The 12,662-nt window shown below is 62.7% G+C and carries 12 protein-coding genes; 8 read left to right on the top strand and 4 right to left on the bottom strand.

Translation table 11 applies throughout. The annotated features are described in order from the left end of the window. The first annotated feature begins 4 nt into the window (after window positions 1-4). The 5 genes from DEVEQU_RS00885 to DEVEQU_RS00865 are packed head-to-tail and all read left to right on the top strand — an operon-like array spanning window position 5 to window position 5,371. Complete coding sequence (locus DEVEQU_RS00885) at window positions 5-964, top strand: Gfo/Idh/MocA family oxidoreductase (RefSeq protein ID WP_206437758.1); 960 nt, start codon at window positions 5-7, stop codon at window positions 962-964. 3 nt (window positions 965-967) lie between these two features. Continuing rightward, window positions 968-1,753, top strand: coding sequence for an SDR family oxidoreductase (locus DEVEQU_RS00880; protein WP_126148670.1), 786 nt, complete (start codon window positions 968-970; stop codon window positions 1,751-1,753). A 5-nt stretch (window positions 1,754-1,758) separates the two neighbouring features. After that, window positions 1,759-2,571, top strand: coding sequence for an HpcH/HpaI aldolase family protein (locus tag DEVEQU_RS00875; RefSeq protein ID WP_126148669.1), 813 nt, complete (start codon window positions 1,759-1,761; stop codon window positions 2,569-2,571). A 9-nt stretch (window positions 2,572-2,580) separates the two neighbouring features. Further along, entirely contained in the window at window positions 2,581-3,861 is a 1,281-nt protein-coding gene (locus DEVEQU_RS00870; RefSeq protein WP_126148668.1) for an amino acid deaminase, read from the top strand. Between the two features lie 10 nt (window positions 3,862-3,871). Further along, window positions 3,872-5,371: a M81 family metallopeptidase gene (locus DEVEQU_RS00865; protein ID WP_126148667.1), complete on the top strand. Its 1,500-nt coding sequence runs from the start codon at window positions 3,872-3,874 to the stop codon at window positions 5,369-5,371. A 68-nt stretch (window positions 5,372-5,439) separates the two neighbouring features. Here DEVEQU_RS00865 and DEVEQU_RS00860 read toward each other — a convergent pair whose 3' ends face one another. Then, entirely contained in the window at window positions 5,440-6,216 is a 777-nt protein-coding gene (locus DEVEQU_RS00860; RefSeq protein ID WP_206437757.1) for a phytanoyl-CoA dioxygenase family protein, read from the bottom strand. Between the two features lie 149 nt (window positions 6,217-6,365). On the opposite strand from DEVEQU_RS00860, the gene DEVEQU_RS00855 reads away from it, so the two are divergent. From DEVEQU_RS00855 to DEVEQU_RS00850, 3 genes are read left to right on the top strand one after another with little or no spacing between them, the layout of a single operon-like run. Continuing rightward, window positions 6,366-7,157, top strand: a complete 792-nt coding sequence (locus tag DEVEQU_RS00855) for a helix-turn-helix transcriptional regulator (RefSeq protein WP_126148666.1) — start codon at window positions 6,366-6,368, stop codon at window positions 7,155-7,157. An 8-nt stretch (window positions 7,158-7,165) separates the two neighbouring features. Beyond that, window positions 7,166-8,239, top strand: coding sequence for a sialidase family protein (locus DEVEQU_RS19800; protein ID WP_164550190.1), 1,074 nt, complete (start codon window positions 7,166-7,168; stop codon window positions 8,237-8,239). A gap of 7 nt (window positions 8,240-8,246) precedes the next feature. Next, window positions 8,247-10,502 (top strand): MFS transporter, encoded by a 2,256-nt coding sequence (locus DEVEQU_RS00850; RefSeq protein WP_164550189.1) that lies wholly within the window; start codon window positions 8,247-8,249, stop codon window positions 10,500-10,502. A 2-nt stretch (window positions 10,503-10,504) separates the two neighbouring features. On the opposite strand, the gene DEVEQU_RS00845 is transcribed toward DEVEQU_RS00850, so the two are convergent. From DEVEQU_RS00845 to DEVEQU_RS00835, 3 genes are read right to left on the bottom strand one after another with little or no spacing between them, the layout of a single operon-like run. Next, window positions 10,505-10,990, bottom strand: a complete 486-nt coding sequence (locus DEVEQU_RS00845) for a hypothetical protein (protein WP_126148664.1) — start codon at window positions 10,988-10,990, stop codon at window positions 10,505-10,507. After that, window positions 10,987-11,448, bottom strand: coding sequence for a hypothetical protein (locus DEVEQU_RS00840; protein ID WP_126148663.1), 462 nt, complete (start codon window positions 11,446-11,448; stop codon window positions 10,987-10,989). Before DEVEQU_RS00840 ends, DEVEQU_RS00845 begins: the two co-directional genes overlap by 4 nt. Continuing rightward, window positions 11,432-12,622 carry an N-acetylglucosamine-6-phosphate deacetylase gene (locus DEVEQU_RS00835; RefSeq protein ID WP_126148662.1) on the bottom strand — a complete coding sequence of 397 codons (1,191 nt, stop codon included), beginning with the start codon at window positions 12,620-12,622 and terminating at the stop codon, window positions 11,432-11,434. Before DEVEQU_RS00835 ends, DEVEQU_RS00840 begins: the two co-directional genes overlap by 17 nt. Window positions 12,623-12,662: the final 40 nt, after the last annotated feature.

Below are 12,662 nucleotides of genomic sequence, written 5' to 3'. Positions count from 1 at the left end.
AACCATGACCTTTCCCTTTGCCGACCGCACCATCCGTCTCGCCATGCTCGGCATGGTCGAAGGCAATGGCCATCCCTATTCCTGGTCGATGATCATCAACGGCCGTTATGATGCCGAAGCGCTGAAGACCTGCCCCTATCCTGCGATCATCAACTATATCGGCAAGCAGCCGCCCGAGACGCTGGGCATTCCCGGCGTCGAAGTCACCCATGTCTGGACCGACAACCCTGCCGAAGCGTCGCAAGTGGCCGCGGTCGCCAAGATCGCCAATGTCGTCACCCGTGCCGAAGACGTGATCGGCCAGGTCGATGCCGTCGTCATCGCCACCGACAAGGGCTTTGAGCATGTCGAGCGCGCCCGCCCCTTCGTCGAAGCCGGGCTGCCCGTCTTTGTCGACAAGCCGCTTTGCGACAACCGCGCTGACCTCGAAACCTTCTCGACCTGGATCGCTGAAGGCAAGCCGATCATCTCGTCCTCCGGCATGCGCTTTGCCAAGGAATTTGCGCCTTATCACGGCGCCACCCACGAATTCGGCCCGCTGCGCACCGTCTTTGCCACCATGGCCAAGAAATGGGAGACCTATGGCATCCACGCGCTGGAATCGATCTATCCGATCACCGGCCCCGGCTTCGTCTCCGTCCGCAATACCGGCACCTATGAGCGCAATGTCGTGCACCTGAAGCACTCCAAGGGCATCGACATCGTCATCACCGTCACGGCGGACCAGATCGGCGGCTCTGGTTTCATTACCCTTGCCGGCACCGAAGGCGGCGTGACCCTGCGCAGTCAGGACACCTATACCGCCTTCAAGACCCAGCTCGAGAGCTATGTCGGGTTCCTGCGCACCGGCGTGCCGCCCGTGCCTTTCGCCCAAACGCGCGAATTGATGCAACTGGTCATCGCCGGCATCGAAAGCCGCGAGGCCGGCGGTGCTGAAATCCTGCTTTCCAGCTTCGGAGCCTGACCCGTGGGTGTACTCGATAGTTTTTCGCTCAAGGGCAAGGTCGCCCTCTGCACCGGCGGCGCCGGCCTTTATGGCCGCCAGATCGTCGCTGCGCTCGCGGGGGCCGGCGCCACAACCTATCTCGCCGCCCGCGACCAGACCAAGCTCGAAGCCGTCGCCGCCGAAGAGCGCGCAGCCGGCAATGACGTCACCGCCCTCTCGCTCGACCTCGACTCCGACGCCTCTATCGAATCACTGCACAAGACCATTTTCGAGCGCAGCGGGCGCTGCGACGTGCTGGTCAACAATGCCGTCACCCGCTCGGCCACCGATGGCTGGGACCACGATCTCGAAGCCTATGACCGGAGCCTTCGAGTCAATGCCTCCGCGCTCTTCAAGATCACCTCGTTGTTCGGCAAGTCCATGGCCGCCAACAAGTCTGGCTCAATCATCAATATCGGCTCGATGATGGGCATGGTTGGGGTCGAAATGGGCAATTATGCCGGCACCGACATGAACCCCAATCCCTCGCCCATCTATTTCTACGAAAAGGGCGGCATGATCAACTTCACCCGCTGGGCCGCCAGCATTCTGGGCAAGGACAATGTCCGGGTGAACTGCCTCTCGCCCGGCGGGCTCTTCTCCAACCAGCCCGCGCCCTTCGTGCAGAACTATTCCGATCGCACCCAGCTCGGCCGCATGGCCAATGACACCGATCTCATGGGTGTCATCGTCTTCCTCGCTTCCGATGCATCCGCCTACATCACCGGCACCAATATCCCGGTCGATGGTGGCTATACCGCAAAGTAACAGCCATGACCGAAAAGCAGCTTTATTCCGCCACCCCAGCCACCCAGCACCGCATGCGCAGGAGCCGCGTCCTGCGCACTATCGCCGCCGGCGGTGTCGCCAAGGTGCTCAAGCTCAATACCTTTGACGCAAAGGTTGCGGAGATTTTTGCCCAGGCCCAGCCCGATGCCCTTTGGCTCTGCCAGGAGCACACATCGGCCAGTCTCGAAGCCATCGAAAACCAGATCCGCGCGGCAAAGATCTACGATGTCGACAGCCTCGTGCGCGTTGCCCGCGGCAGCTATTCGGACTATGTGCGTCCCCTTGAAGCCGATGCCACCGGGCTCATCGTCCCGCACGTCATGGGCGCAGCCGATGCCCGCGCCGTGTGCGACATGACCAAGTTCGCCCCGCTGGGCCGCCGTGCCGTCGATGGTGGCAACAATGACGGCATGTTCACCCGCGTCGGCTTCCTCGATTATCTCGAAACCGCCAACAAGGAACGCTTTGTCTGCCACCAGATCGAAGACCCCGAGGCGCTTGAGGACATCGAAGCCATTGCCGAAATCGACGGCGTCGATGCCCTCTTCTTCGGCCCCGGCGACTATTCCGTCCGCCTCGGCATTCCGGGCCAGATCCAGGCGCCCGAGATCATCAAGGTGCGCGAGCGCGTCGCCGAAGTCGCCCGCAAGCACGGCAAGATCGCCGCCACCGTCGCCGGCAAGGCTAATGTGAAGGACTATGTGTCCATGGGCTACAACCTGCTCAGCGTTGGCGCTGACGTGGTGGCCCTCGCCACCTATGCCGACGATGTCCTTTCTGCGTTCGACGCGATATAGGACGGAAACATGCTCCTCGACGCGCTGCAGAAAACCCTGCTCGACGGCCGCACCAAAGGCATCCCGGCCACCGCCGAACCCTTTGCACTGAGGGACATTGCCGGCAAAGGCTGGAATGTCCTCCGCGAAGACCTGCCCATGCCGTTGATGCTGCTCAAACGCAGCGCGCTCGACCACAATGCCAGCGTCTTTGGGCAATATCTGACGAGCCACAACCTGTCCCTGGCGCCCCATGGCAAGACCACCATGAGCCCGCAAATCTTTGCCGAGCAACTAACGAGCGGCGCCTGGGGCATGACAGCGGCGACCGTCCAGCAGGTGCAGGTCATGCACCACTATGGCGTCAAGCGCATCATCCTGGGCAATCAGCTCATCGGCAAGGCGCATCTGGCAGGCATTGCCGCCTTGATCGATGCCGACCCGGAATTCGAGTTCTCCTGCTTCCTCGATTCCGCCGCCCAACTCGACAACATGCTGGTCCATCTCCAGGTGCTGGCGCCGAAGCGGCCGATAAAGGTCCTCTTGGAAATCGGCGCCAAGGGCGGCCGCACCGGTCTTCGCACCGAGGCCGAGGCCCTGTCTCTGGCGGACAAACTCGCTTCATCGGACCAGAACCTTGTCCGCTTCGCCGGCATCGCCACCTTCGAAGGCGTCGTCCCCGGCATCGACAAGAACCCGATGCTGATCGAACCCTTCGCCCAAGCCATTGTCGACATCGCCCGTGCCCTACCGAAAAGCCTCTATGCCGGCCTCGACGAATTCATCCTCTCGGGCGGCGGCTCCTCCTATTTCGACATCGTCGCCGACCGCTTTTCGACGCTCGACCTGCCCCTACCTGTCCGCGTGCTGCTGCGCTCGGGCTGTTACATCACCAATGATTCCGGCGCCTACAAGAAGGCCCAGGACGAGGCCAGGTCCGATCCGCGCCGCTCGTGGAAATCCGATCTGCAGCCGGCGCTAGAAGCCTGGGCCTATGTCCAGTCCATGCCCGAACCCGGCCTCGCATTCCTCTCCATGGGCAAGCGCGACGTGCCCTATGATGCCGGCCTTCCCGTCCCGTTCAAGCGCTACCGTCCCGGCACCGGCTTCTTGCCCGTCGGCGAGGCCACAATCTTCGCCACCAATGACCAGCACGCCTATGTCCGCCTTGGCGCTGACACCGATTGGCAGGTGGGCGATCTCGTTGCCTCCGGCGTCTCGCATCCCTGCACCGCCTTCGACAAATGGCGGTTCCTGCCCATCGTCGATGACGATTATACCGTCATCGACGGCGTCCTGACCTTTTTCTGAGGCTCGGCCCATGTCCAAGACCGTCCTTTTCGGCGGCCTCTATCACGAGACCCACACTTTCCTCGCCGACAAGACCGGCATGGCCCAGTTCGAGGATGGCGGCATCCGCATCGGTCAGGCGGCCCTGGACCAGAACCGGGACAATGGCTCTCCGAGCGCCGGCTTCATCGACTATGCCGAAAAGGCGAGTTGGCGCATTCTGCCTACCATTCAGCTGGCCGCCCAGCCCGCCGGCAAGGTGACCGACGATGTGGTGGAGCTGTTCTTCAGGCATTTCCTCGCCGGGCTCGATCGGCACATCCACGAGATCGACGGCATTTTCCTCGTCCTGCACGGCGCCATGGTCAGCGAAGGCTCGGATGACGTTGAAGGCCTCGTCATCAAGACCATTCGCGACCGTCTGAAAGCCGCTGGTCGCGGCGACCTGCCGATCGGCGCCGTTCTCGACCTGCACGGCAATATTTCGCAAGTCATGGTCGAAAACGCGACGGTCCTTCGCGCCTATCGCGAAAACCCGCATACGGACGCCTATGAAGCCTCCGTAGCAGCCGCCGAACTGCTGGACCGCGCTTTCGGCGAACCCAACATCCGGGCGCTGCACCGTTCGACCAAATACGTGATCTCACCCGTAGGCGTCGGCTCCGCCAGTGAGCCGATGAAGAGCGTCCTCGCCGCTGCCCGCGCCATTGAAGCCAGCGATCCCAATATCCTCACCATCAACGTCATGGCCGGCTATGCCTATTCCGACATTCCCGATTGCGGCTTCAGCCTCAATCTCGTTACCAGGGGCCCGCTCGCCAACGCCGAAAAACACCTCGACGCATTGGTCGGCGTGCTTGAAGCCAATATCGAAGCCGGTTATCCGCACGAAGACGATCTTGCCACCGCCCTCAAAAAGGCCGACGCGCTGCCACCGGGCAATGGCCCGATCCTTCTCATCGAACCCGCCGATAATATTGGGGGCGGCACGCCGGGCGATGCGACGGGCCTCCTCGGTCCCCTTCTCGACACCGGCCGCACGAACATCCTCGCGGCGCTCGCCGATCGCGAAGCCGTCGCGGCATGCTTTGCGGCCGGAACGGGCGCCACACTGTCCCTGATGATCGGCGGCAAGACCGACCAGCACCACGGTGCGCCCATCGCTTTCACCGGCACCGTCGAGCATCTCAGCGACGGCGTCTTCCAGCTCGAAAACCCAAAATCGCACCTGGCGTCGATGGGTGGTACAACCATCCGCATGGGCCGCTGCGCCGTCATCGCCAATGACCAGGCGAAAATCCTGCTCTCGGAGCGCAAGACCGCCCCCATGGATCTCGGCCAATACCATTCGCAGGGACTGCGCCCCGAAGACGCCGCCTATATCGTGATCAAGGCCGCCGTATCCCATCGCGCCGCCTATGACGCCATTCAGCGGGCCAGCTTTTATGTCGACAGCCCCGGCCTCTGCACCAGCGACCTGCGCCGCCTGCCCTTTACCAAGCTCCGCGGCAAGGTCATTTCCCTGAGCTGACGATGACCAGCGCCCCGCAAGATCGGCAAGATTGGTGGCGGAGCCCTTCAAGGCTCCGCCGATGCCGTTCAGATCTTGCCGGCGGCCCGCAGGTCGGCCTGGAGCTTGGCCTGGTAGGCCGCCCGCGCCGCTTCATCCACCTTGGCGCTCTCGCCGAAATAGACAAAGCCGAGCGCCCGCCTTGCCCGCGTCGGCGAGGTATTGGGCCCGGCCCAGTGGATGGTCTTGGAGTGGTGCATCAGGAAGGTGCCCGCATCGCCCGGAAAAGCCACCGTATTGGCCGTGTCGTCCGGCGTGCCGAAATCGGTAATGCCCTGGGAGAATCCAAGGATTTCCGATCGCCCGTGCGGGCGGTAGCCATCGATCTTGTGCGACCCGCGCACATAGTGGATGCAGCCATTCTCCGGGTCGACCCGTTCCAGCGCGAGCCAGCCGGTCACGGCCGCCGGCGGGTTGAAATGGAAGTAGTACCCATCCTGATGCGGCGGGGTCGGCTTGCCGATGCCAGCGGGCTTGTTGAAATATTCAAGGTTCACCGCCCGGGCCTTTTCCCCCAGCATGGTCTCGGCCAGATCTCGGATCGTGTCGGTCTCGAGCAGGTCGCGAAAATACGCATCATAGTGCTGCATGTTCTGCATCTGCTTGAGCGTGCCCTTGGCGCCCTTCTCTTCGTAGAACACCTCGGTGTCTTTCATCCCGGGCACGCAGCTTTCGACATAGCGGTCGAACTCGCGATTGATCTCCGCCATCTTGCTGGCATCGAAAAGCGGCTTGATGGCGATGAAGCCATCCCGGTCGAAATCGCTCTTGAGGCTGATGAGCGGGTCCTGCATTACAGCGGACATCGGCTGTCTCCTTGTGGGTTCCCTCTGCCACCATCAGAGCCCAAGCTTTGCCATCCGTCTGTTGAGCAGTACGGCAGGCGATTAGGAAATCCGATTGCGCACACCACACGGCAGTGGCAGCGTCCGCCACTTCATGCTGCTGTGCCGACATGACACAAAGCCTGGACCCAGCTGGCATCATTCTGCGCGAGCACCGTCTCGGTCGCTTCGACCGCCGTATGCCCATCGGCCCGGCGCAGTGGGAGTTTCATGACCTTCTGTGGATTCACGAAGGCAGCGTCCGCCTCAGCGTCAATGGCGACGACAGCGTTACGCTCAGCGCCCCCGGCGGAATACTGATCCTGCCGAACACACCTTTCTCCGGCACCACCATAGGCGGCTTCGCAACCGCCTCGATCTGCCACTTCACCATGGCCAGCGCGCAAACCAGCGATCCCGGCTATCTCCTGCCCCGCCCCGGCGAAGCCATGCACGTCCAATCCATGCTGCGCCTGAGCCTCGATCTCGCCAACACGACCACGACGGTGGACCTGCAACGCCGCCATCGGCTCCTCCTCGCGATACTCGATTGTTTCGATCACCCAGCCGCCACGTACAACGAGCCTGCACCCAGCGATGACGGCCTCGACATGGCCTGGGGGCAGGCAACAAAGTCACTACACAAGATGCGCACCCTCAGCGACGTCGCCGCGGTAATGGGCGTCCATGAAAGCGCTCTGCGCGCCCGACATCGCCGCCAATACCACACCTCTGCCGGCAGCCACCTGCGCGAAATGCGCCTACGCCGCGCCGAAGACCTGCTTTCAACCACCCGCTACACGCTGGGCGAGATCGCCCGCCTCGTCGGCTATGGCCACGCAGAAACCTTCATCGCTGCCTTTCACCGCAGCCGTGGCTGCACCCCCGGCGAATTCCGCCACCGCTCCAATCCCTTTGCCTGAGAGCCCCAATGCAGTTCCTTGAGACGGGCATACTCTATGCCAACCCCGACCCGCTTCTCGTCAGCCGCCAGGCCGCCTTCCCAGGCCTTGCTCGCCTTGCCAGTGGCGATATCGTCGCGCTCTTCTCCATCGGCCAGGCCTTCGACGCTGCCGACATGCGCGCGCATGTCAGCAGGAGCACCGACAATGGCCGGACCTGGAGCGCGCCCAGCCCGCTTCACACCCGCGCCTTCACCCCCGAAGAATCCGAAACCTTCAAGCCGGTCGCCCTCGCGGACGGCACCCTGCTTGCCACCGGTTATGTCTTCCTCCGCCCCACGTCGCTGACACCCATTGTCGATCCCAAGACCAACGAACTCCTGCCCCTTCACAACAAGCTGTCCCGCTCTCACGACGGCGGCCACACGTGGACCGCGCCGGAGCGCTTCATCGTCGAAGATGCCGGCCTCGAACTCTCAGGCCCCATCGTTCAACGCGCCTCCGGCGAATTGCTTGGCTCGGGCGCCCCATTCCATCTCGGCCCCGACAATCACGAAGGCTGGCTGATCTCCAGCGTCGACAATGGCAAAACCTGGCAGAAGAAATCCATTTTCTTCCGCGCCGAACCCAGCATCATCGCCCCTTGGGAAAGTCGCCTGATCGATTTCGGCGGCGAGCGTATCGGCGTCCTCTTCTGGGCCTTTGACATCGCCGCTGGCCACAACCTGACAAATCGCCTCGCGCTCTCGGAGGATGGCGGCGACACCTTCCGCACCCTCGACACCGGCATCCATGCCCAGGCCTCCAACGGCCTCGCCCTCGGCGACAGCGAAATGTTCAGCATTCACGCCCACCGCGAGTCGCCCGTCGGCCTCAATATCTGCCGCTCCCGCCTCCACCATGATCGCCTGGAAGTACTGGACACGCTTGCGCTTTTCGCCGACGAGAGACTGGGACAAGGAACGGGGGAGGCCGACCCTTTCGCCAACCTGCGCTTCGGCCAACCGAGCCTGCTGGCGCTGGGCCGTGACGAATACCTCGCCTGCTGCTGGCAGGTCGAACACGGCCAGCACGTCATCAAAACTTTCCGCATCCGGCTGTGAGGCAATCGTGTCGACGACACCAGAACTGACCGACTATGCCAAGCTGAGAAAAATGCCGTTCTACTACGGCTATTCGGTACTCACAGGCACTGCGGTGCTCTGCACCGTCGGCGCGCCGCTAGTGCTGTTTTCGGCAGAACTGGGCATCGACAAGGATCGCATCGGCCTTATCGGCGGCATCCTGCCTTTCTTTCAGGTCCTCGGCATCGCCGCCTTGCCGGTCATCCTGCATTTTGGCACCAAGCGTGTTGCCGCCCTTGCGCTCATTGCCCGCTATCTCTTCCTGCTGCCGCTTTTCATTGCACCTCTCTTCATCGCCACGCCCAACGTCGCGTTCGCGCTGATCTTCGGTGCCATCATTTGCTTCGCCATCTGCCGCACCCTGTCCGAGGCCGCCGTGGTCCCCTGGTCGCAGGAGATCATCCCCCGCCTTGTGCGCGGTCAGGTCAGCGGCAAGAACGCACTGGCCTATCTGCCCACGGCGCTGATTGGCTCCTTCCTCATCCAGCTCTGGCTCGACGGGCGGGATGGCATCGAGCGCTTCTATCCCGTCTTTGCCATAGGCATTGTCATCGGCATTGCTGGCGGCCTCTTCCTCTTCGGGCTCGGAGGCGGCGGCCCGCGCAAGTCAGCGGGCAGCAGTCTCGAAGGATTCCGTCAGCTCCGCGTACCGTTGCGCGATCGCAATTTCCTCGCCTTCCTCTATTCCTCCGGCAGCCAATATCTCGTCTTTTCGGCGCTCAACATCTTCCTGCTGCTCTTTTTCCGTGAGCGCCTGGGCATATCGAGCGGCCAGATCGTGCTCATGGCAGCGCTCATCCCCGTCGGCTCGGCCGCTGGCAGCTATGCCGCCGGCTGGTTTATCGACCGCCACGGCACCCGGGCCATCCGCATCACCCTGCAGACCCTGCAGGTCGTCATGCTGCTTGCCCTCCCCTTCCTCCACGATGGCATTCCCGGCGTCGAACTGCTCGCTGGCCTCGTCTTCTTCCTGTTCGGCTTCCTCGTGCAGGGCGCCATGGTGGGCGGGAGCGTCTATATGCTCAATTATGTGCCGCCCACCGAGCGCGAGAGCTATATGGCGCTCGCCTATTCCAGCGACGGCATCTTTGGCGGCGGCCTCACCGTGCTCGCCGGCATTCTGGTGCAATATTTTGAGCACAATGGCACAAGCATCGGCCCCGCCGATATCGGCGGCTACGAAGCGCTCTTCCTCGTCGCTGCCTTGGTGACCGCCAGCTCCGCCGCGGTGTTCGCTCTCCTCAAGGAGGAAGGCGCCACCGGCGTCCGGGATTTCCTTGGACAATTTTCGACCGGCAATCCCCTGCGCGCCCTCTGGGGCATCCAGCGCTTTTCCAGCTTCACCTCCGAGCAGCGCCGCCGCGATCTCGCCTATAGCTTTGGCGGCTCCGGCAGCACCCTGGCCAAGGACGAACTGATCTCCGCCCTGTCCGATCCCAGCTTCGACGTGCGCCACGAGGCCATCCGCGCGCTCGGCCGCCTGCCGCCCACGCCCAAGGCCATCCAGGCGCTTGAGGGCATTCTCACCTATGACGGCCTGATCGAACTGCAATATGCCGCGCTCGACTCCCTCGGCCAGCTCCGCTCGCGCGCCAGTGCCGGAAAAATCGCCCGCTTCCTCGATGACGGCAATCGCCTGCTGCGCTCGCGCGCTGCCCGTTCGCTGGGCGACATTCGGGCAGAAGACTACCTGCCGGCGATCCGAAAAATGCTCCTCGAAGACGCCGATATCGATTGCCGCCTCGCCGCCGCGTCTGCCCTAGGCAAGTTCGGCGACCGGCAAAGCGTGCCCGCTCTCGTCGCCATCTATGTCGACCAGGCCCGGGACGACAACCCAATCAGCGAACCCCGCAGCAAGGTCGTGCTGCTGGCCATCTCCAAAATCCTCGGTATCGAAGAGCAGTTCGCCCGCAACTGGCGGCGCGAACAGCGCATGCCTGGCTACTGCCTGCCAGCTCTGCTGAGCCGCCTCGCCAAGGCGCTCGACGCCAGGGACAAGCGCACGGAAAGCATCCGGGCTGCGCTGGTCCAGTCCGCCGCCGGTCTCGGCACCGGCCCGACGGCCGAAAGCTTCGCCGCCCTGCATGCCCTGCGCCCACTCATCGCCGCATCGCCTCATGGCGACGCATGGCCCGTCGTCGAACTCATAGATGGCACCCGAGACATCACCGAGGCCCACCCGGCCCTCATGGTGCTGCTCGCCGTGGCAGCACGCCACGTCCTACGGCCGGCACAGGACTGAGTTCAGTCCTTCTTGCCCGGCCAGCCCATCAAAAGCTGCACGGACTTCTCCGCCTCTTTCGCCTTGTCCGCATCCTTGAAGATGCGCATGACGCAACGGGGCTCGGTGCGGCTGATCACGTCATAGACGAGGTGATAGCCAGTCTTGTCCATGATCGGACCGATCCAGCCAGCGCAATGGTCGCAATAGCGTGTCATTGGCGCAGCATCATTGTCCATCACCTTGGCCAGGCTCGGACAACCATGCATGTGCAGTTCGAGATGCTCGTCATCGACCATCAGGTCGAGCTCGCAATTTTCCTCTTCCTCGATCACCGACCAGTATTCATACATGCCCTGCAGACCCTTGGTCTGGATCAGCTCGAGAATGTGTTTTTCCTGGTTCTTGCTGATTTCGAGCCAGTAGAGGTCGAGATCTTCCTGCCCCTTGCTCTCGAGGAATTTGAACACCTCGTTGTAGAAGCGGGTGAAATGGTCGCTCGGGATCATGCGCGCCTCCGGATGATCTGCCGGCACGCCCCCGGCCCGGTAATCTCGGTATCAATCCGATAGGGCGTGCCCTCGGCGATCGCCTCGTTCACCTTGGTCGTCTGATCGCAGAAATGCACCGAAACCGATGGAGAGATCTTTGCGACATGGTGCCAGGCCGTGCAGCGGCGCACGGTGAGCACAATCTCGTCCTCGCTGACCGCAATGTCATAGTCGGCATTTTCGCGGGTAAAGAAATACCGCCAGTGCCGCACCATCTCCTCGGGATGGCCGTCCAGCATATGCCGCCGCAGGTCGACATAGACATCCTTGCCCACCTTGGCAAAAATCTCGTGCAGCACCTCGACGCCATAGCGCTCGACGATAAAGTCGATGGTCGTGTTCACCGCCCCATGGAAATCGAGGTGAACATTGCCCTCTTCCTGATAGCGCAGGGGTGTTTCAGGCTGCTTTTGCATGGTCGCGCCTAAAATAGGATTTGCCACCGACAATGGTCTCCACAACCGATAGATCCGCCGCATCGAGCAGCACGAAATCAGCCAGTTTGCCGGCTTCGATACTGCCCATATCTGCCTCTCGCCCGATAACCCGCGCCGGCACCAGGCTCGCCGCATGCGCCGCCTGCACCAGGTCGGCGCCGGCCATCGACACATAGTTTCGCATGGCCTCGTCCGAGGTCAAAGACGAGCCGCACAGCCCCCCATTGCGATCGCGTACCGCCTGGCCGGGCGCGCTGGTCACGAAATAGCCGGGATAGAACTCGAATTCCGTTCCCGGCAGGCCCGCATATTTCATCGAGTCCGTTTCGAGAAACACCCGATCCACCGGCAATTGCGCCAGGATACGCAGGAGTTTGGGATGGGCATGAATGCCATCCGCCACGACGCCCAGCGCCAGGTGGCGCTCGGCCAGCAGTGCATCGGGCAGCGAAAATACATGCACCCCCGAATTGTCCGGCGGCATGGTTCGCATCACGTCATACATATGCGTCACCGCATCGATGCCCCAGCTCACATAGCGCGAGACATCGTCGGGCGCCGCCTGGCTATGACCGAAATGGATCGATACCCCCGCTGCCTTCATCCGGCGGATGAACGGCTCCGCGCCCGGTAATTCCGGCGCAATGGTCACCGCCGCCAGCCGCCCTTCGGCCTTGTCGAGCATCATCTCCGCCAGTTCGACCGACGGCAGCTGAAGGTTCTGCGGATTATGCGCGCCCGGCGAATTGAAACATGGCCCTTCGCTGTGAATACCGAGCGCCCGCGCCCCCTCGGCACGGCCACAAGCCTCGGACAACCGCGACAGCACCGAAGAGAATTCACCGGGCGGCTGGCAACCGATCGAGGGCAAGAACGCCGTTACCCCGCGCGCCGGCAGCTTGGCCGCAGAATCTGCCACCCCATCCGGCGTCGCATCGGCATAAAGGTTGATGTCGAAGCCATGCTGCAGCAGGTCGATCATGCCTGGAAACAGCAGCTTCCCGCTCGCATCATGCACCTGCCAGTCTGCCCCGGTCGCCATTTCCGGTGCGACCAGCCCAACAATCCGGCCATCTTCCACCAGCAGGTCATGGCGCAGAATCCCCGCCGGCGTCACGACGAGACCGCCTGCCCACTTCTGCTTGACACCCATTGGGTAACCTCTATTACCATGTTATTATGCTAATGAGTTA

It is taken from the genome of Devosia equisanguinis (genome assembly GCF_900631955.1).
Lineage (GTDB): Bacteria > Pseudomonadota > Alphaproteobacteria > Rhizobiales > Devosiaceae > Devosia > Devosia equisanguinis.
This window is presented reverse-complemented; position numbering and strand designations above follow the sequence as displayed.